Origin of the sequence: Cupriavidus taiwanensis (assembly GCF_900250115.1) — a bacterium.
Lineage (GTDB): Bacteria > Pseudomonadota > Gammaproteobacteria > Burkholderiales > Burkholderiaceae > Cupriavidus > Cupriavidus taiwanensis_B.
In genome coordinates this window covers 2,280,674-2,299,111 of sequence record NZ_LT984804.1, presented here as the reverse complement: position 1 = coordinate 2,299,111, position 18,438 = coordinate 2,280,674, and the positions used below count along the sequence as shown (strand labels likewise).

Genomic DNA, 18,438 nt, shown 5'->3' with positions numbered 1-18,438 from the left:
CACTGCCCAATTCCGCGCGGCTACTGAGCCGTGCGGTTATTGCCGGCCTGCGCCCGAGCGCGCATCCCCTCGGCCGGTACTGATCAGAAAATACCGCAGACATTTCAGGCTTGGCTGATTTCGCAAGCCGGGCGCATGGCCCATCCTGAGACCGGGACAACGCTGGAGCGTAAAGCGGTCATGGAAAAAATCCGGGTGATCGTCGCGGACTCGCAACCTGTGATGCGGCGGTTGCTGGGCCGGCGGCTTGCGGCGAGCGCCTGCATCGAGCTGGCAGCCCTGGTGGCGGACGAGCGCGGCCTGGCGCTGGCACTGGGGCAAGGCGTTTGCGATGTGGTGGCGCTGCGGTTCCCCCTCGGCAACGGCACCGATGCACGTTCTGGCAGCTACGCGCGCCTGGGCGCGCGGCTGGCGGCGCTGGGACGGCAACGCGTGGTCGCCATCGCCAACATCGCGGACCGCGCCGGCGTGCTGCAACTGATCAAGGACGGCTGCCGCAATGTCGTGACCGCCCATGACCATGCCGACGAAGTCGTCAAGGCGGTGCGGATGGCACACCTGGAACTCGCCTCGGTCTCTGACATCGCCTGTGACCTGATCTGGGGCCGGCGCTGCCGCGGCCTGGGCGACTGCGACGACTGGGCCGAGCTGCTCACCACCCGCGAAAGCGAAGTGCTGCGGCTCTATCTGTCTGGCTTGTCCGTGACCGAAATCGCGGTGCGGACCGGGCGCACCGTCAAGACCATCAGTACGCAGAAGCAGAGCGTCATGCGCAAGGTCGGGGCCGACAACGACGTCGAGCTCGCCGCCTTCGCCATCCAGCGCGGCATGTTGTGAGTCGCCCGGCGCCGCGCGCGCCCGGGCAGGTCGACGAATACGAGGTAAGCAATGAAAAGGCTGATGCCGGCCGAAAGCGGCGCCGCATTGCCGTTGAGCATTCGCCAGATCCGCTATCTGGTTTATCTGTTCTCGGCCTGCGTGGTGGGCCTGACCGTATTGTCGTGGGGCGTGCTGCTGCATTACCGCCTGCGCGAGGCGATCGAGCGGCAGGGCATGGTGCTGCGGGCGCAGTCGGAAGCACTGCAGTCGACGCTGCACCGGGCCGAGGCGCTGACCGTGCGCGCGCAGGGATCGCTGGCGCGGCTGTCCGATATCGGCCTTGCCGACGAGGTCGCGGCCGTCCGCGATGCCAAATGGACCGACCGCCTGCAGCGCCGCGGTGACCGGCCCTACATCACCTTGCTGGTTCCGCCCGCGGGCGCCGGCCTGCCGCGCAAGGGGCTGAAGGACCTGGCCGAGGTGATGACGTTCACCTTCCGCGTCAACAATCTGCAATACCGCGACGTGCAGAACGCTTACCTGATCGACCTGCGGGCCGACCAGTTCTACGTCATCCCGCGCCGGCTGGATCCGGCGCGCATGCTGCTGGAGCGCGACGACGCGCGCCAGATCTACCTGCGCGACACCCTGCAGCGCCTGCGCAACGATGCGCTGCTGGAGCGCCTGCGCGCTCGTCCGGCCCAGGCGCTGATGCTGCCACCGGCGCAGGACCGGATCAGCGGCATCCGCACGGTCACCTTTGCCACCCTGGTCCAGGACGGCGGCGAGCCGGCCGCGGTGCTGGCGATGGAGTTCCCGCTGTCACCGATGCTGCCCGACGGCCACGCCACGGATGGCGAGTTCATGCTGCTGACCGATGCCGGCATGGTGCTGAGCGCCGACGGCATGCCGGCCGGCCCGCTGGCAGCGCCCGTCGCCGCGGCCCTCGCTGCCGCCGGTGCCCGGCCCGGCACGGTGCGATCAGCGCTGGTTCGACACGGGCTGCTGCAGCATGAGGTGGTGCTGGAGTATCCGCTCGACGCCTGGGGCTGGCGCACCGTGGCCGTGGTCGAGGTCGGCCGCGTGTGGCGGCAGTTCCGGGAGAACACCTTGTGGATGCTGGGGCTGACCGGTTCGCTGTCGCTGCTGATGTTCGCGTGGATCTGGCTGATCGACCGGCGCATCATGCGGCCGGCGCAACGCCAGTCCCAGCGCCTGCAGGAGAGCGATGCGCTGGGTCGCTTCGTGATCGAGGTGGCGGGGGTGGGCCTGATGATCGTCGAGCGCAGCACGCGCCAGGTGCTGCTGGCCAATGCCGCGGCCCAGTCGCTGATCGACCAGGCCACGCCTGCCGGGCTGGCGCAGCTGCAGGACGCCTGCCAGGCGCGCCTGGCCAGCTGCGATGCCAGTGCCGAAGGGCCGCCGCAGATGCTGCCGTGCTTCGAGGTCGACATGGCCTGCGGCAATGGCGAGACACGCTACCTGGAAGTTCGCCTGGTGCAGATCACCTACGAGGTCCGCGCGGCACTGCTGTGCGCGCTCAACGATGTCACCGAGGCGCGGCGCGGCGAGGCGCGCCTGCGCCAGGCAATCCGCGCCGCCGATGCCGCCAACCGGGCCAAGTCTTCGTTCCTGGCCACCATGAGCCATGAAATCCGCACGCCGCTCAACGGCATGCTGGGCAGCATCGAACTGCTGAGCATGACCCGCCTCGATCCGCGCCAGCGCGACCAACTGGCCGTCATGCAGCACGCCTCGCAATCGCTGATCGACATCATCAACGACGTGCTCGACTTCAGCAAGATCGAGGCCGGCCAGATGTCGCTGCAGCCGCGGCCGTGCCGGCTCGACGAGGTGGTCGAGGAAGTGACGCGCGGCTTTGCCGCCGAAGCCGCGCGCAAGCACCTGCGCCTGCTGTGTATCAACGATCCGTCGCTGTCGGAGCCGGTGATGGCTGACGTGGTCAAGCTGGAGCAGATCCTGAACAACCTGGTCAGCAACGCGGTCAAGTTCACCGAACAAGGCAAGGTGATCGTCACGGCCAGGCGCACGCGGCTCGCCCACGGCGGCGGCGCCGAAGGCGTCGAGATCCGGGTGGTCGATACCGGCATCGGCATTGCGGCGCACGACCAGCGCCGCTTGTTCGAGCCGTTCGTGCAGGCCGAGCAGCCCGATACGCGCCACTATGGCGGCACCGGACTGGGCTTGTCGATCTGCAGGCGGCTGGTCGAGCTGATGCGCGGCGAGATCCGCGTGGTCAGCGAGCCGGGGCTGGGCAGCTGCTTTATCGTCAGCCTGCCGCTGGCCAGCGCGGGCATCGCGGCGGCGGCGGAGTCCTGGGCGCAGGCCGCGCTGCGCGGCCTGACCGTCGGCGTGAACGTCACCTTGCAGGAGCTCTACCAGGGTGTCGAGCAACTGCTGCGCTACTACGGCGCACGCGCGGTCAGGTACGATCCCGGCGCGCCCCCGGTGACGCCGGTCGACGTGCTGGTCTGCGACGCAGAAGCACTGTCGGCCTGTCCCGATGCCGATGTGGTGATTTCAGCGCTGGCACCGATCTCGCCGGACCTGACCCAGACGCCGGTGGTGGCTTCGCCTTACGCCTGGCAGGGCCTGGTCTCGGCCATCGCGGCGGCGGCCGGCGCGGAGCTGGAGCCGGTGCCCGCCACGGCGCCGGCGCGCGCCGAGGCGCCCGCCGCGCAGCTGGCCTTGCTGCTGGTGGAGGACCACCCCATCAACCAGGTGGTCATGCGCGAGCAGCTGGAAAGCCTGGGGCAAGCGGTCGACCTGGCCCACGACGGTCCCGAGGCCCTGTCGCTGGCGTCCGGCCGGCACTACGACCTGATCCTGACCGACCTGCAGATGCCCGGCATGGATGGCTTCACGCTGGCGCGGCGCCTGCGCGAGGCCGGACACGCCATGCCCATCGTCGCCATCACGGCGAGCGTGGGGCCCGATGTGTCCGAGCGCTGCCGGCACGCCGGCATCGACCGCTGCCTGACCAAGCCGGTCGGGCTGGCCACGCTGCGCGAACTGCTCGAGGACTTTTCCGGGCCCCGCGTGGCCGCGCGCACGGCGCCCGAGCGGCATGCCGGCGGCGGCGCCGTGCTGCATGCCGATGCGCTGCGCGGCGACCAGCGCGCGCTGGCCGAGGCACTGCGCGCCGGCGATGCCGATACCTTCGCCCAGCGCCTGCATGGGCTGGCCGGCGCGCTGTCGGTGATGGGCCATCCGGTGCAGAGCCAGGCCTGCCGCTGGCTCGAACAGAACGTGCGGCGCGCCGGGCTGGGCGCCGTCGGCGCCGACTGGCAGGCCATCCATGCCGAGCTTGAGCAACTGGCCGAGCGGCTGGAAGCGCAGTGCGGCAGCCACGCCGCCTGACTCAGGCGCCGCCGCCACGCGTGCCTTACTGCAGATCGGCCAGGCGCTGGCGGCACAGGCTGACGAACTGCTGCGCCGCGGTGGATTGGCCCAGGGAAGGATGGAAGGCCAGGATGGCGCGGAATCGAACCGGAGCGGTCAGGGGTACGCTGCGCAGCCCGAGCGCCACACAGGTGCGGGCGACCAGCGGATTGGTGATCGCCAGGCCGGCACCGGCGAGCGCCAGCGAGCATTGCGTGTGGCTGTACGGGGTCGTGGCCACGAAGCGCGGGGCGATGCCGAGTTCGGCAAAGCACGCCTGCAGCCGGCGTTGCGCGGGATCCGCGGGGTCCAGGCCGATCAGCGGTACGTCGGCCAGGTCCTCGATGCCGATCTTGGCGCGCGCCGCAAACGGATGCGTCGCCGGCGCGACGCAGACGGCCTGCACCGCATAGAACTCGGAAGCGGTCAGGCCGCTGGTGTCCGCTTCATCGCCCATGAAGGCGATATCCAGTTCGCGCTGCAGCAAGCGCTCGCGCAGGCCGCGCGAGCTGTCAACCTCCAGCTGGCAACGAACGCGCGGATAGCTGTGGACGAAGTCGGCCACCGCCGCCGGCATCACGCTCGACGCCATGGCGTGCAACACCCCCACGCGCAGCACCGTATCCTCGTGCGTGCGCAATTGATCGATCCTGCGCTGCACGGCGTCGAGGCCGACATAGACCCGTTCGACTTCGTCCATCAACGATGCCGCCTCGGGTGTCGGCACCATGCGCCCCTTGCTGCGATCGAACAGCCGTAGCCGCGCCGCCTTTTCAAGCTGCAGCACGATCTGTGTCACGGCGGGCTGGCTGACATGCAGCGCTTCGGCGGCGCGGCGGGCCGATCCCAGGCGCATGACCATGCGGAAGACCTCGATCTGCCGGGCGCTGATGCCGGTATCGGCGGCTGTCTCCATCTCAATCCTATAAGTTTTGCTTAAGTCGATCATCGGCGCGCCTGCGCCACGAAGCCGTGGCTGGCATAGACTCGAGCCGCTTTCACCTCGGGCTTTACCATGCGCGCCAGCGGCATTCCGTCTCCGATCAAACCGCTCATCAATCCAGCAATGCAGGCGCTGCGATGCATCGCCTGCGGCACCCGCTATGCGCTCGACGACATGCCGGAAGGCTGCCCGGCGTGCGCGGCCGCCGGTCATCCAAGCAGTCTCGAGGCGGTCTACGACGCCCAGGCACTGGATTTTGCACCGAAAAGCGGAAGTTATACATGGGGCCATTGGCAGCCCTACCTCGACGGCGTGTCGCTGGGGGAGGGCGCCACGCCATGCGTCCCGGTGCCAGCGCTGGCGTCGCTGGCCGAGGTGGGTGCCGTCTGGATCAAGAACGAAGGCGCCAACCCGACCGGATCGCACAAGGACCGCATGTCGGCGCAGGCCATCAGCCGGGCCCTCGATATTGGCGCGCGCGAGGTGGTGCTGGCATCCAGCGGCAACGCCGCCGTCTCGGCCGCGGCCTATTGCGCCGCCGCGGGGCTGGACTGCGAAGTCGCGACCTACCAGGCGCTGCCCGCCGTGTTTGACGCGGCGTTGCGCCATTACGGCGCACGGCGTGTCGTCTGCGATAACGGTCATGCGCGCTGGGCGCATGTGCGCCGGCGCGTCCGCGACGATGGCGCATTCGCGCTGACCAACTACAGCGTGCCCGCGGTGGGCAGCCCGGCATTCGGGGTCGAGGGCTACCGGGCCGTCGCGCTGGAATGGGTGGCGCAAGGGTGCCGGCCGGACCATGTCATCGTGCCGACTGCGCGCGGCGATCTGTTGTGGGGCATCTTCAGCGCGCTGCGGGACCTCGTCGCACTGGGACACCTGCCGAAACTGCCACGCCTCTGGGCGGTAGAACCGTTTCCACGGCTGTCGCGGGTGCTGGCCGGCGCGTCGCAGCAATCCGACTTCGCCGGCACCACCCTTCAGTTCTCCACGGCGGGCTCAACCGTGACCGCCCAGCAGGTCCATGCCGCCAGGCGCTCGGGCGGCGGCGCGGTGGTCGTCGACGATGCGGCGGCGCGCGACGGCACGCGCCATCTCGCCGCCGCGGGATTCTGGGTCGAACTGTGCGCCGGAGCGGGCCTCGCGGCGGCGCAGGCGCTGCGCGCCGGCGGGCGCATCGACCGGACGCACGCCGTAATGCTGATGCTGACCGCGCGCGGCGACCGCGATCCGGGCCAGGCATGAATTCAAACACCTTGGGGAGAGACTCATGAAGCTGCGTTACCTGCTGACTGCCATTACCTGCTGCCTCGCGGCCCACATGCCGCCGGCGCTGGCCGCCTATCCGGAAAAGCCGGTCCGGCTGGTCGTGCCCTGGGCCGCCGGCGGCAGTACCGACGCGCTGGCGCGAGCGGTGGCGCAGCGCATGAGCGAATCGATGGGGCAGCCCGTGGTGGTCGACAACCGCGCCGGCGCCTCCGGCCGCATCGGCGCCGACACGCTGGCCAAGTCCGCGCCGGATGGCTACACCCTGGGCGTCATCGAACTGGCGCACACCGTTGCGCCGTCCGTGTTCCGCCAGATGCCCTACGATGTGTTGCGCGACTTCACGCCGGTTTCACTGCTCGGCGAGGCGCCGCTGGTCCTGTTCGCCGACAGCACGCAGTACCGCGCCGGAGAGATCCAGCGCTTCCTGGCGGACTCGCGCAAGGCCGGAACGCCGCTGCAGCTGGCCACCAGCGGCAATGGCTCGATCAGCCACCTGGCCGCCAAGATGCTGGAAGGCCAGGCCGGTATCCCGGTCGACCCCGTGCCGTACCGCGGCTCGGCGCCGGCGCTGACCGATGTCTCCGCGCAGCTGGTCAAGGGGCATTTCGCCACCCTGGCAAGCGGCAGCAGCCTGCATGGCGGCAACAAGATCTCGGCGTTGATGGTGACGGGCCCGGTGCGCGTGGCTGCGCTGCCCGGCGTGCCGACCGCCGCCGAGGCCAGACTGCCTGGCATGCAGGTCAGCCAGTGGTGGGCCCTGGTCGCGCCGGCGCGGACCCCGACGGCGGTGGTGAACAGGCTTGCCGACGAAGTCCGCGCGGCGCTGGCGAATCCGCAGACCAAAGCCCGGCTCGACAGCCAGGGCATCGACCTGAAAGCGTCCACCCCCGCCCAACTGGGCGACCGGCTGCGCACCGAGGTCGAGCGCTGGGGGAATCTGGTGAAGCAAGCGGGTATTCAACCCGAATGAACCCAGGGGCCTGCGGGCCCTTGTACCACCACAGGCACTTCCGCATCGGTGCAGGCATGGGAACCTCGGTTGCCAGCGATGGTACATCGCAAGGTTGACGGTAGCCGAACGCACATGCCGGCGCGGATGCCGTCTTGACTTCCTCTTGCTGCACACTAGATTCAAGCCAGGCTGCCCATCGTGCGGGGACGATAAGCAGGCGCTCAAGACGTCAAGCGCAAGGAGAACTGCCATGACCCCCTGGGAAATCCAAGGCACCGAGCTGATCAACTGCAATTGCGCGTACGGTTGCCCATGCCAGTTCAACGCGCTGCCGACCAAGGGCTTCTGCGAAGCGATGGGCGCGATCTCGATCAGCGACGGCTACTATGGCGAGGTGCGACTCGATGGCCTCAACATCGCGGTGGTGTTCCAGTGGCCCGGCCCGATCCACGAGGGGAAGGGCAAGTGTCAGCCGATCGTCGACGAACGGGCCACCCCGGACCAGCGCGAAGCCGTCCTGAAGATCATGACCGGGCAGGACACCGAGCCGTTCGCGACCATGTTCGCGGTATTTGCGTCGACGCTCGAGCAAGCCTTCGATCCGATCTTCACGAGGATTGACTTTGACGTCGACGTCGATGCCCGCCGCGGCCGGATCCATGTCGAAGGTGTGTTCGACACCGTCGGCGAACCGATCCGCAACCCGGTGACCGGCGCCGACCATCGCGCCCGCATCGACCTGCCGCACGGCTTCGAGTACGAGCTTGCCGAGATCGGCTCCGGCACCAGCCGCTCGCAAGGCAATATCGCACTGGAGCTCAATGGCACCTATGCGCAGTTCGCACGATTGCACATGAACAACCAGGGACTGATCCGGCATCGCACTGCCGCATGAGCCGTCTCGACAACGTCCTCGGACGCGAGCGCGCCATCACCTCGCTGGGCATCGTCGCCATTGTCGCGTTGTCGTGGGGCTACCTGTGGGCGGGGGCGGGCACCGGCATGTCCGCTCTCGACATGACCGCGGTCACGCTTTTCCCGCATCGGCTGCCAGGCGATGTCGCTGGCATGGATACGCCGTTGGTCACCGTCATCCTCATGTGGTGGGTGATGATGATCGCGATGATGACACCCAGCGCGGCGCCGGTCGTGCTGCTGTATCGGCGGGTATTGCGGCATCACGGCACCTCCGCGGGCGGGCCTGCTGCCACTTCGGTGCTTCTGCTGGCCGGCTACCTCACCGCATGGCTCGGGTTTGCCATCGGCGCGGCATTGCTGCAGCTGGCGCTGCAACCGACCGGCCTGATTTCGGCAATGATGCTGTGGTCGAAGAGCGCCCTCCTTTCCGCGAGCGTGCTGCTCGCGGCGGGCGTCTATCAGTTTTTGCCGATCAAGCGCGCTTGCCTGGCACAGTGCCGCGCGCCGGCGACCTTCCTGGTCGCGCATTGGCGTCCCGGGGTTGCCGGCAGCTTCGTGCTCGGCCTGCGCCACGGCGCCTACTGCGTGGGTTGCTGCTGGATGCTGATGGCATTGCTGTTCGTCGGCGGCATCATGAACATCGTGTGGATCGCGGCGCTGTCCCTGGTGGTCTTCATCGAAAAAATCCTGCCCGGTGGCGAGCGTGCCGGCCGCGTGCTGGGGGCCCTGTTGATCATCTGGGCGGCCGCCACCCTGTTGGTTTAGGGCAGCCAGCTTGCGGTGCGGCGCGCTGGCATGACACCCGCGCCTGCGACGGCAAGGCAGCGGAACTTGCCCTATAATCATTGACAGTGCAACGATTGATCGAGCAATAAAATGAGCTCCGAGCCACATAGTCTCCAGCCCCCCGGCCAGGTCCTGCCCTTTCGCGAATCGCTGCTGGCCATGCTGGGCGTGGCTTTCGTGGTGATGCTGGTGGCGCTGGACCAGACCGTGGTGGGTACGGCGCTGCCCACGGTGGTGGCGGAGTTGCAGGGGTTCGAGTACTACGCATGGGTGGCCACGGCCTACCTGCTGACCTCGGTGATCACCGTGCCGGTGTTCGGCCGACTTGGAGACTATTACGGACGCAAGCCATTCGTGCTGGCCTCGATCGTGATGTTCTCGGTGGCCTCGGCGCTGTGCGGCATGGCGCCGAACATGCCGTTCCTGGTGGGCGCGCGCGCGCTGCAGGGGATTGGCGGCGGCATGCTGGTCGGTACGGCCTTTGCCTGCATCGCCGACCTGTTTCCGGATTCGCACGTGCGGCTGCGCTGGCAGGTGATGCTGAGCGCGGCGTTCGGCATTGCCAATGCGGTCGGACCGTCGCTGGGCGGCCTGTTGACGGAGTGGTATGGCTGGCGCGCGGTGTTCTACGTCAACCTGCCGGTGGGCGTGCTGGGACTGTGGTTTGCCTGGCGCTACCTGCCGCATCTGCGCCAGCAGGCGCATCGCGGGCCGATTCGCGTCGACTGGCTGGGGGCGCTGCTGATCGCGGCCGGCCTCGGCAGCATGCAGATGAGCGTGGAACTGTTGCCGGCGCGTGGCCTCGACGCCTATACCGCGGGGCTGCTCGTGCTGGCGGCGATGGCGCTGGCAGCGCTGTGGCAGTGGGAGCGGCGCTGCGCCAATCCGATCCTGCCGGTCGAAATGTTCCGCGATCCCGGGCTGGCGCCGCTGTTCAAGCTGGCGGTGTTCACCGGCTTTACCATGTTCGCGCTGTTGCTGTATGCGCCGCTGCTGTTCCAGGGCGGGTTCGGCTACTCGCCGAAGCAGGCCGGCGTGCTGATCACGCCGCTGGTGGTCTGCATCACCGTGGGCAGCATCCTCAATGGCCGCATCGTGACGCGCATCCCGCGCCCGAACAATATGCTCTATGCCGGCTTCGGCATGCTGGCACTGTCCTGCCTGGGGTTGTCGCAGGCCACCCGCGGCATGCCGCATGGCGTGCTGATGGCCATCATGCTGGTCGGCGGCCTGGGCCTCGGCTTTATCATGCCCAACCTGACGGTGTTCGCGCAGCAGACCGCGGGCCGCGAGCACCTCGGCATCGCCACGGCCATGCTGCAATCGCTGCGCATGGTCGGTGGCATGGTCGGCACCGCGATCGTGGGCACGCTGGTGACGCGCAGCTACACCGGCGGCGTTGAACAGGCGCTGTCCGGCGCCCATGCCAGCCAGTGGGCGTCACGCATGGCGGACCCGCAGGTGCTGATCGACAAGGCGTCGCAGCTGGCGCTGCTGGGCCAGCTGGAGCAGGCCGGGCACAATGGCGCATTGCTGCTGGAGCAGGCGCGCATGTCGCTGGTGGGGTCCATCCACCTGGGCCTGGTAGTGGCCGGGGCGGCGGCCGCGCTGGGCGTTTGGTGCGCGCGCCAGGTGCCGTCGATCAAGCTGACCCGCAGCTCCGCGCCGGCGATGGCGGCGGAATGATGCCGGCAACTTACCCTGAGGAGAATGGATGGAACTGGAGCGACAGAGCGTGGCCGTATTGCAGCAGTTCGGCCGGACCTACCGCGCCTATGCGGGGGCGTTCGAGCAGCGCATGGGACTGCCCTTGCCGCGCTGGCGCATCCTGCATGCGCTGCATCACCAGGAGGGCGCCATCGGCCAGAAGGCACTGGCCGACCTGGTCGTCATGGACCCTGGTGCGCTGACGCGCCAGCTCAAGGCCATGCAGGAACTGGGCTGGGTCGAGCGCAGCACCTCCGAGCGCGACAACCGCGTGACCCATGTCACGCTGTCGCCGGCCGGACGCGAGGTGGTGGCGCGCGCCATGCCGCTGCGCTCGGCCTTTCTCGAGGATGTGCTGTCCGAGGTCTCGCCCACCACCATGCGCGAACTGTCGCGCGGCCTGGCGCGCCTCGAGGCGGGCATCGCGCACGCGCAGGCCCGCGCGGCGGAGCAGGCCGACGTGGCCTGATGCCGCGGCGGCGTTGCGCTCAGCCGCTCAACCGCTCAGCAGCAGGCCGTTGAGCGCGGCAAACTCGAACAGTTCGCGGTTGTTGGTGACGCCGAGTTTCTGCATGGCGCAGTTCTTCTGCCGGCTGATGGTCTTGACGCTGCGGCACAGCTGGATGGCGATCTCGCTGACCGAGCGCCCGGTCAGGTATAGCCGCAATACCTCCATTTCACGCCGCGACAGGCGGTCCGCGCCCGCCAGGCTGCTGGGGTCAGCCTGCGACAGCACTTCCATGGCCGACTTGCTGGATGCGGTACACCACCGTGACCAGTTCGGTCAGCGGCGCATCCTTCAGCACCAGGCCGTGCACCTGCGTGTCGAGGATCGAGCGCAGCACCAGCGGGTTGGTGATCATGGTCAGCACGATCACCGCCATCGACGGATGCCGCCGCCGCAGGCTCGCCAGCAGCCGCAGTCCGTCGCTGTTGCGTTCGCCCTGCGCCGGCATGTGGTAGTCCGTGATGACGACGTCGGGGCGCAGGCTGTCGATGCTGTTGAGCAGCGCCGTCGCGCTGGTCACGCTGCCGCAGACTTCCCAGCCGGTCTGGGTGTGCAAGCGGTCGGCGACGGCCGCCGAGACCAGCGGGTGGTCGTCGGCGAGCAGGATCCTCAATGCCATCGGGTTGCTCCTCGATTCTTGTTCAGGCGGCGCAGCCCTCGGCAACGTCAAGAAAACGCCGCACGCCTGGGCGACGTGCGGCGCAAAAATGACGCCAGACATGGAGGCGCCGGACAACTGCTCGCATTACCGCCGGCCCGGGCCAGACGGGAGACGGTCGGACCGCGGCAATGCCATGGCAGCATAGCGGTGAGTCAGTGCGGCGGAACTAGGAGGATTCGTAAATCATTGCCCGAAAAGATCCCTGGCCAGCCAGCGCGCTAGTGCAGCGCGGGCCGGTTGCTCGGAGATCCGTCCCGGCAAGGTGATAAACGGCATGGCTGTCGCCGATCCCGACAACGCTCGCCGATAACGATCGGTGACATTGTTCCGTGACAAGAAAGGCCGCTGCCGCCTTGCGGCGGACAGCGGCCTTGCATGCTGGCAGCGCGCCTGGTGTCAGGTCGTCGCGGCCTCGGCCGGGACCGCGGGACGGCCGTTGCGGCGCCCGTCGATGGCCTTGAGCGGGTCGCGCAGCACGGCGCTGCCGACTTCCATGACCTCGTGCAGCACGCCCTGGTCACTGTTGCGCTCGGGTCCCCAGAAATGCAGGGCGGCCCATTCGGGAAAGCTGCTGGGCGGTGCCAGCAGCCGGGTCTTGCGCTCGCGCGTGACCAGCGGCACGTTGAAATCCAGCACCGGGCAGATGCCGCCGGCGGAATGCAGCAGCGTGATCTGCGTATGCCAGGAAGGCACCACCGTCTCGCGATGGCCGGGCGTGCCGGCCTGCCGGCTCAGGAAGGCACGCAGCGGACTGCCGGCTTCGCTGTCTTCCTGCAACAGGATCCAGGCGCTCTCGCTTTCATCCTGGCTGCCGCCGCGCGTGGCGCTGACCAGCCGGCGCGGCGTGGCCATGATGTTGTGCTGGCGCACGCGTCCGGGATCATGTCCGCTGTCGACGACGAAGGCGCAGTCGAGTTCGCCGTCGCTCAGCTGGCCGGCGAGGGCGGCGTCGGCAATCACCGGGCGAGTGACAAAGCTGTCTTGCGGAAACTGCTCGCACAGTGCGGTCAGGATCTCGGTGATGACGGGGTCGCCGATCGATGAAGAAAAGCCGATGGAGACGCGTCTGCCGCCTTCGCGGCGTTTGCTCGGGCCGGGTTCGCCCGGCCGCACCAGGTGGTTCCATTTCGCCAGGATCTGGCGCGCCGTCTGTTCCAGGCGCAGCGCGTGCGGCGTGGGTTCGAGCATGCCGTTGCGCTTGACGAACAAGGGGTCGCCGGTGATCTCGCGCAAGCGCGCCAGGCTGTAGGCCACGGTGGGCACGCGTCCCTGGGTGCAAGCCGCAACTGCGCTCAGGTCACGGTACTCCATGACCAGGACAAAGACATGCAACAACTTCGTGCTGACATGACGCATTCCGACTTCTCCTGATACGCGACTTCGCCTTCTTGTTTTTTTGTCGGTCCGATGCAAACTGCAATGCGCCCTTCATGGCGCGCCTGAAACCGGGCACACCGCGGTGCTGTTGCCACCGATGCTCGCGATCGGCGCCACGCCGCGCGAAACTGGTTTCACCAGTACGAAGTCCCGCGCGCAAATACTCCAGCAGGATGCTTCACTACCCGCGTGACAAGCTGGTGTCCGGCTTGCTTTCAACCAACAGCGTAGCGCTTCCTTGAACCATCAACTCAGGCGCATGCCGGCGGTCAGGATCGGCGCCAGCGTACTACACGACGGCTCGATGGTGCCCACTGCCGGGCCGCGCTTCTGCCGGCGTTGAATGTGCGCCGTGCGAAGGAGTCCGAAATTTAGTTATGCCGAGGAATCTTAATACATGGTTAGAAAAAGTCATAGAAACTTGATTTGATGACAGACCTGCCAAATCCTGTTCAGGACTTTGTATCGCGTCGCAGACATGGCTTGCCGTCGCCGTTTGCGGGCAGCTCTGGCGTAAAATACCGGTGCCTTCGACAATATTTCATCCCCCGCTTGGGTGACATTTGCATGCAATCAGTCCACGTTATTTCCAAATTGGAATAACGAAATTTGGTTGCGCATGCCAATGGGTGCAACCGGCGCGCCGCGACAATTTTCTTAACTCGCACTGCGAAGACACTGAATTGCCTTTTGCCGCGGCCCTGGGCTAACTTACGGCCAGAGTCGGCACGGTTGGCGTCGCCGGCTGGCTGTGCGACGCCAGGGCCCCGCCGTTGCGAAGCGGAGAGATTCGTGAACAGACGGTATTCGGAAGAACAGATCCGCGCTTACCTGGCCGAGGCCGCCAGCGGCGTGCCGGTGCGCGAGCTGTGCGCGCGCTATGGCTTCAGCGATGCATCGTTCTACGGATGGCGCAGCCGCTACGGCGCGCCGGGCACCAGTGAGGCCCGCGACGGGCGCAAGCTGCGCGAACTGCAGGAAGAGAACGCCAGGCTCAAGAGTATGCTTGCGGATGCACTGCTCCAGCTGGAGCTGATGCGCAACCGTTCCGGGCGCCGTGGCACCCATGGCAAGGATCGCTAGCGGCGGACGGTTCCCCGATATGCCCATGGCGGAAGACTCGCCGTGGATGCTCTGGAGTGATGGGTTTGAAGAAGGTTCTGATCAAGGCGGGCATGCTGGCATGCATCGCCACGGTGGCTGCCCCGTTGTGGGCAGCCGGGAATGCCAGCGCGGCTTCGGCTGCTTCGGCCGCGGGCACGCCGATGGTGGCGCCGCCACCGCCGCGCATGCTGGATGAAGCCACCGCGGGGGCAGAGGGGCCCGGCGGCACGCTGTCGGCATCGCAGCGCGAGCACTGCCAGCGCTTGCTTGACCAGATCAACGCACTTCCCGGCGGGCCGCAATGGTCCACCGGCAAAGGTTCGGTAACCACGGCTGACGGGCGCACCTACCCGACACTGGAACGCCAGGCGGATCGCAAGCGCCTGGAAGAGGCGTATCGCCAGCAGTGCGCGCAGGAGCGTCGCTGAACGGTGCGCCCCAGTCGGCCCGCTGTTGCTTGCGTACTTGTGGAGCGTCAACATGCATCGTCTTCAACAGCTCTTCGCATGGTGCCTGTCACTGCTGCTAGTGTTGCCCCTGCAGCCCGCGCTGGGGCAAACCACGCTGAGCCAGGCGCAACTGGACCAGCTGACCGCGCCGGTGGCGCTGTATCCAGATGCGCTGCTGTCCCAGGTACTGATGGCGGCGACGTATCCCGCCGACGTGGCCGCGGCGGCGCAATGGTCAAAGGCCAATCCCAGCCTGTCCGGCGACGCCGCGACCAAGGCGGTGGCCAGCCAGAGCTGGGACCCGAGCGTGCAATCGCTGGCCGCCTTCCCGTCGGTGCTCGACATGATGGGACGCCAGCCCCAGTGGGTGCAGTCGATCGGCGATGCGTTCCTGGCGCAGCCCAATGACGTGATGGACTCGGTGCAGCGCTTGCGCTCGCAGGCGCAGAAGGCCGGTACGCTCAAGACCACCGAACAGCAGAAAGTGGTGACCCAGAGTTCCGGCGGCACCACCATCGTGCAGATCGATCCGGCCAATCCGCAAGTGGTCTATGTGCCGACCTATAACCCGACCACGGTCTACGGCACCTGGGCGTATCCGGCCTATCCGCCGGCGTATTACCCGCCGCCGCCGGGCTCGATGTTCGCCACCGCGCTGGTGTCCGGCATCGGCTTCGGGCTGGGTGTGGCCGCGGTCGATGCGATGTGGGGCGGATTCGACTGGCACGACCACGATGTCAACATCAATGTGAACCGCTACAACAACATCAACGTCAACCAGCGCCTCGACGTGAACCGCGCCAACGTGAACTGGCAGCACAACCCGGCCCGGCGCGGCGACGTGCCCTACAACAATGCGACGGTGCGTGGCCGCTATGACCAGCCACGCCAGGCCGGCCTTGCCAATCGCCAGGCGGGCGCGCAGGCGGGCGCGCAGGCGGGCCAGCGCGCCGGCGGCGCCGTGCAGCGCCAGCCGTCCGAGCGCGACCAGGCGCGCGATCGCGCCGCCCGGTCGTTCGAAGGCCGTACCGGCCAGGCGATTCCCGGCCATAACGGCGGCGTGGCCGGCCGCACCGAGGGCGCGCGGCCCGGCGCGGGCGGCGCCGGCGCCCACAATCCCCGGCCCGCGGGGGCCGATCACCAGCGCGCCGACCAGGCCGCGGCGCGCGACCGCGCGCGCAATGCCAATCGTGACAGCGCGCTGCGCGACGCCGGCAATGGCGAGCGCGTGCGCCAACAGACGCAGCGTGCCGAGTTGGCTCAGCATCAGGCGCCGGAGCGTGCGGCCGGGTTCAACCAGGAGGGCATGCGCCACGGCGGCGGGATGGGTGGCGCAGGCCGGCCGGGCGGCGGTGAACATTTTGGCCATGGCCGGAGGTAAAGCATGATGCGCAAGACCGGTAAGCTGATTTCCGCCGTCTGCTTCGTCCGCGCTGCCCGCGCGCTGCCGCTGCTGACCGCCGTCGTGGCCCTGTCGCTGGGCGCTCCCGTGGCGGCGCAGCAGGCTTTTCCCAGCGCGCAGGCGGCGGCCGATGCGCTCGGCGATGCCATCGCGCGCAGCGATGGTGACGCGCTGAAGCGGGTGCTTGGCAGCCGATACCAGTCACTGGTGCCACAGGGCTCGATCGACCAGGACGACATCTACAAATTCCTGGGCGCGTGGGCGCGCCACCATGCCGTGCAGCCCGATGGCGAGCGCCGCGCGCGCATTGCGGTGGGAGAAAGCGGGTGGACTTTTCCCGTGCCGCTGGCCCGGCAAAAGGACGGCTGGCAGTTCGACCTGCGCGCTGGCGAACAGGAGGTGCGCCGCCGCCGCCTCGGCCGCAATGAACTGGTCACCATGGAAACCCTGCTGCAGCTGGCAGACGCCCAGCAGCGCTATGCCGAGCAGGTGGGCCAGGGCCGCTACGCCAGGCGGCTGATCAGCACGCCCGGCCAGACCGACGGGCTCTACTGGCCGGCCGCCAGCGAGCAGGACGCAAGCCCGCTCGGCCCCGACGCGCTGGCGATGGGCCCTGAAACGCCCGCCGCCGACGCCTTCTACGGCTATCACTACCGCATCCTGCCGCCAGCCCGGGGCAGCGAGGGCGGGTACGGCCTGATCGCGTGGCCGGCACGCTATGGCGATACCGGCGTCAATACCTTCCTGCTTGGCCGCGAGCGGGTGTTCTACGAACGCGACCTTGGCCCGGGCACGGCAGCGCGCGCCCGGGGCATGCGCAGCTTCGCGACCGAGGGCTGGAAGCGGGTGGCCGACCGCTGACTGCCCCGGGCCTGGAAACCCCCCGGGGCGCATAGGCCGTCGGGGGCCAGCCCGCTCCTCTTCCAGCTCGCATTCGCCGACGCGCGACCGCCAATGGCGGGTGGAGGTCTCCTGGCTGTGGTATGCTGCAACGCAACAATAAGGCATAGGAGGAGATTCCGTCATACAGGAGTCCTCATGACCAAGAGCCTTGCAGCCGACTGGCATGCCCGCATGCGGCGTTTGAGCCGTGTGCAGGCCCGCACGGAAGCCCAGGTGAAGTCCTGGCTCTCGCGCATGGATTCGCTGAATCCGCTCACCCCTGGGCGCCCGCCCGAGCCGCGCCGGCCCTCCAGGCCCGCACGTCCGGCCGCCGAGCCGGAGCGCCTGCGCGGTATCTGGCAGGCGCATCGCCTGCGCCTGGCGCCGATGCCGGGCGAACTGGTGCCGCAACTGTCTTATCACCTCTACATCCCGTCGAAGGCCCATCGTGGCCCGCTGCCGGTGGTGGTAGTGCTGCACGGCTGTCGCCAGACCCCGGATGACCTGGCCGCGGGCACGCGCCTGAATGCACTGGCCGAACGCGAAGGTTTCATCGTTGCCTACCCGCAGCAGCCGTTGCGCCGCCAGGTGCAGCGCTGCTGGCAGTGGTTCGACCTCGGCGCGGCCGATGGCGGACGCGAGGCGCAGGCGGTGGCAGCACTCTTGGACGCCCTGGCGGCGCGCCATGATGTGCGCGAGCGCGAGATCTACCTGGCGGGCATGTCCGCCGGCGCGGCCATGGCCGCGGTGGTGGCGCTGCGCTACCCGGACAAGGTCGCCGCGGTGGCGCTCCATTCCGGCGTGGTCATCGGCGCGGCCGACAACCCGCGCGCCGGCTTGCGCGCGATGCAGGCGGGCTCCGAGGCCGAACCCGCCTGGCTGCTCGAAGCCGCCGGCGTGACGCCGGGCGGCCCCGAAATGGCCGCACTGGTGATCCACGGATTGGCCGATGATGCGGTGCATCCGGTCAACGGGCGCCTGCTGGCGCGGCAGTTTCTGGCCTACAACGGCCTGGAAGACCGGCTCGCCGGGCGCCCCGCGCGGTTCGAGCCCGCGAGTGATGTCCCGGGCCGGTCGCATGAATACCGCTTCGGCCGCTGGCACCGCGACCTGGTGACGCTGGTCGAGGTAGAGGGCCTGGGCCACGCGTGGAGCGGCGGCGACGCCGGCTACCGGTATCACAGCGAGACCGGGCCGGATGCCAGCACCATGATGTGGGAGTTCTTTCGGCAGCACCGGCGTTGAGGGAGCCGCCGGCT

The 18,438-nt window shown here is 68.4% G+C and carries 15 protein-coding genes and 1 pseudogene; 13 read left to right on the top strand and 3 right to left on the bottom strand.

Annotated elements, in window-relative coordinates; genetic code table 11:
* Positions 1 to 30: 30 nt before the first annotated feature.
* Positions 31 to 837: a response regulator transcription factor gene (locus CBM2586_RS26955; RefSeq protein WP_240988496.1), complete on the top strand. Its 807-nt coding sequence runs from the start codon at positions 31 to 33 to the stop codon at positions 835 to 837.
* A gap of 51 nt (positions 838 to 888) precedes the next feature.
* Positions 889 to 4,200, top strand: coding sequence for a hybrid sensor histidine kinase/response regulator (locus CBM2586_RS26950; protein WP_115690884.1), 3,312 nt, complete (start codon positions 889 to 891; stop codon positions 4,198 to 4,200).
* Between the two features lie 25 nt (positions 4,201 to 4,225).
* Here the strand turns inward: CBM2586_RS26950 and CBM2586_RS26945 are convergent, their stop codons facing one another.
* On the bottom strand, positions 4,226 to 5,137 hold the full coding sequence (locus CBM2586_RS26945; RefSeq protein WP_115690882.1) for a LysR family transcriptional regulator: 912 nt from the start codon (positions 5,135 to 5,137) through the stop codon (positions 4,226 to 4,228).
* 99 nt (positions 5,138 to 5,236) lie between these two features.
* On the opposite strand from CBM2586_RS26945, the gene CBM2586_RS26940 reads away from it, so the two are divergent.
* The 6 genes from CBM2586_RS26940 to CBM2586_RS26915 all read left to right on the top strand — a co-directional run bounded on the left by CBM2586_RS26940 (position 5,237) and on the right by CBM2586_RS26915 (position 11,265).
* Positions 5,237 to 6,409 (top strand): pyridoxal-phosphate dependent enzyme, encoded by a 1,173-nt coding sequence (locus tag CBM2586_RS26940; RefSeq protein WP_115690880.1) that lies wholly within the window; start codon positions 5,237 to 5,239, stop codon positions 6,407 to 6,409.
* A 25-nt stretch (positions 6,410 to 6,434) separates the two neighbouring features.
* The gene (locus CBM2586_RS26935) at positions 6,435 to 7,403 is read left to right on the top strand and encodes a tripartite tricarboxylate transporter substrate binding protein (RefSeq protein WP_115666267.1); all 969 of its coding nucleotides are present in this window, start codon (positions 6,435 to 6,437) and stop codon (positions 7,401 to 7,403) included.
* Positions 7,404 to 7,635: 232 nt separating this feature from the next.
* The gene (locus CBM2586_RS26930) at positions 7,636 to 8,280 is read left to right on the top strand and encodes a DUF1326 domain-containing protein (RefSeq protein ID WP_115666268.1); all 645 of its coding nucleotides are present in this window, start codon (positions 7,636 to 7,638) and stop codon (positions 8,278 to 8,280) included.
* Positions 8,277 to 9,068 (top strand): DUF2182 domain-containing protein, encoded by a 792-nt coding sequence (locus CBM2586_RS26925; protein ID WP_115690878.1) that lies wholly within the window; start codon positions 8,277 to 8,279, stop codon positions 9,066 to 9,068. Before CBM2586_RS26930 ends, CBM2586_RS26925 begins: the two co-directional genes overlap by 4 nt.
* A gap of 111 nt (positions 9,069 to 9,179) precedes the next feature.
* Positions 9,180 to 10,775: an MFS transporter gene (locus tag CBM2586_RS26920; RefSeq protein ID WP_115690876.1), complete on the top strand. Its 1,596-nt coding sequence runs from the start codon at positions 9,180 to 9,182 to the stop codon at positions 10,773 to 10,775.
* A 28-nt stretch (positions 10,776 to 10,803) separates the two neighbouring features.
* Positions 10,804 to 11,265, top strand: coding sequence for a MarR family winged helix-turn-helix transcriptional regulator (locus tag CBM2586_RS26915; RefSeq protein WP_115666271.1), 462 nt, complete (start codon positions 10,804 to 10,806; stop codon positions 11,263 to 11,265).
* Positions 11,266 to 11,292: 27 nt separating this feature from the next.
* Here the strand turns inward: CBM2586_RS26915 and CBM2586_RS26910 are convergent.
* Both CBM2586_RS26910 and CBM2586_RS26905 read right to left on the bottom strand, forming a co-directional pair.
* Positions 11,293 to 11,923: pseudogene (locus tag CBM2586_RS26910) on the bottom strand (response regulator).
* Between the two features lie 438 nt (positions 11,924 to 12,361).
* Positions 12,362 to 13,321: a LysR family transcriptional regulator gene (locus CBM2586_RS26905; RefSeq protein ID WP_115690874.1), complete on the bottom strand. Its 960-nt coding sequence runs from the start codon at positions 13,319 to 13,321 to the stop codon at positions 12,362 to 12,364.
* Positions 13,322 to 14,134: 813 nt separating this feature from the next.
* On the opposite strand from CBM2586_RS26905, the gene CBM2586_RS26900 reads away from it, so the two are divergent.
* The 5 genes from CBM2586_RS26900 to CBM2586_RS26880 all read left to right on the top strand — a co-directional run bounded on the left by CBM2586_RS26900 (position 14,135) and on the right by CBM2586_RS26880 (position 18,424).
* Positions 14,135 to 14,425, top strand: coding sequence for a transposase (locus tag CBM2586_RS26900; RefSeq protein ID WP_172583390.1), 291 nt, complete (start codon positions 14,135 to 14,137; stop codon positions 14,423 to 14,425).
* A 65-nt stretch (positions 14,426 to 14,490) separates the two neighbouring features.
* Positions 14,491 to 14,874, top strand: a complete 384-nt coding sequence (locus CBM2586_RS26895) for a hypothetical protein (protein WP_231942694.1) — start codon at positions 14,491 to 14,493, stop codon at positions 14,872 to 14,874.
* A 52-nt stretch (positions 14,875 to 14,926) separates the two neighbouring features.
* Positions 14,927 to 16,276 (top strand): DUF3300 domain-containing protein, encoded by a 1,350-nt coding sequence (locus tag CBM2586_RS26890; RefSeq protein WP_115690870.1) that lies wholly within the window; start codon positions 14,927 to 14,929, stop codon positions 16,274 to 16,276.
* Between the two features lie 3 nt (positions 16,277 to 16,279).
* On the top strand, positions 16,280 to 17,158 hold the full coding sequence (locus CBM2586_RS26885) for a DUF2950 domain-containing protein (protein ID WP_115690868.1): 879 nt from the start codon (positions 16,280 to 16,282) through the stop codon (positions 17,156 to 17,158).
* 177 nt (positions 17,159 to 17,335) lie between these two features.
* Positions 17,336 to 18,424 (top strand): extracellular catalytic domain type 1 short-chain-length polyhydroxyalkanoate depolymerase, encoded by a 1,089-nt coding sequence (locus tag CBM2586_RS26880; RefSeq protein WP_115666277.1) that lies wholly within the window; start codon positions 17,336 to 17,338, stop codon positions 18,422 to 18,424.
* Positions 18,425 to 18,438: the final 14 nt, after the last annotated feature.

What these genes read in the sequence shown, in the direction of transcription:
- CBM2586_RS26920 (WP_115690876.1), top strand. Translation starts at nt 9,180, where the DNA reads ATGAGCTCCGAGCCACATAGTCTCCAGCCCCCCGGCCAGGTCCTGCCC.
- CBM2586_RS26905 (WP_115690874.1), bottom strand. Translation starts at nt 13,321, where the DNA reads ATGCGTCATGTCAGCACGAAGTTGTTGCATGTCTTTGTCCTGGTCATG.
- CBM2586_RS26940 (WP_115690880.1), top strand. Translation starts at nt 5,237, where the DNA reads ATGCGCGCCAGCGGCATTCCGTCTCCGATCAAACCGCTCATCAATCCA.
- CBM2586_RS26950 (WP_115690884.1), top strand. Translation starts at nt 889, where the DNA reads ATGAAAAGGCTGATGCCGGCCGAAAGCGGCGCCGCATTGCCGTTGAGC.
- CBM2586_RS26885 (WP_115690868.1), top strand. Translation starts at nt 16,280, where the DNA reads ATGATGCGCAAGACCGGTAAGCTGATTTCCGCCGTCTGCTTCGTCCGC.
- CBM2586_RS26880 (WP_115666277.1), top strand. Translation starts at nt 17,336, where the DNA reads ATGACCAAGAGCCTTGCAGCCGACTGGCATGCCCGCATGCGGCGTTTG.
- CBM2586_RS26915 (WP_115666271.1), top strand. Translation starts at nt 10,804, where the DNA reads ATGGAACTGGAGCGACAGAGCGTGGCCGTATTGCAGCAGTTCGGCCGG.
- CBM2586_RS26935 (WP_115666267.1), top strand. Translation starts at nt 6,435, where the DNA reads ATGAAGCTGCGTTACCTGCTGACTGCCATTACCTGCTGCCTCGCGGCC.
- CBM2586_RS26925 (WP_115690878.1), top strand. Translation starts at nt 8,277, where the DNA reads ATGAGCCGTCTCGACAACGTCCTCGGACGCGAGCGCGCCATCACCTCG.
- CBM2586_RS26930 (WP_115666268.1), top strand. Translation starts at nt 7,636, where the DNA reads ATGACCCCCTGGGAAATCCAAGGCACCGAGCTGATCAACTGCAATTGC.
- CBM2586_RS26890 (WP_115690870.1), top strand. Translation starts at nt 14,927, where the DNA reads ATGCATCGTCTTCAACAGCTCTTCGCATGGTGCCTGTCACTGCTGCTA.
- CBM2586_RS26945 (WP_115690882.1), bottom strand. Translation starts at nt 5,137, where the DNA reads ATGGAGACAGCCGCCGATACCGGCATCAGCGCCCGGCAGATCGAGGTC.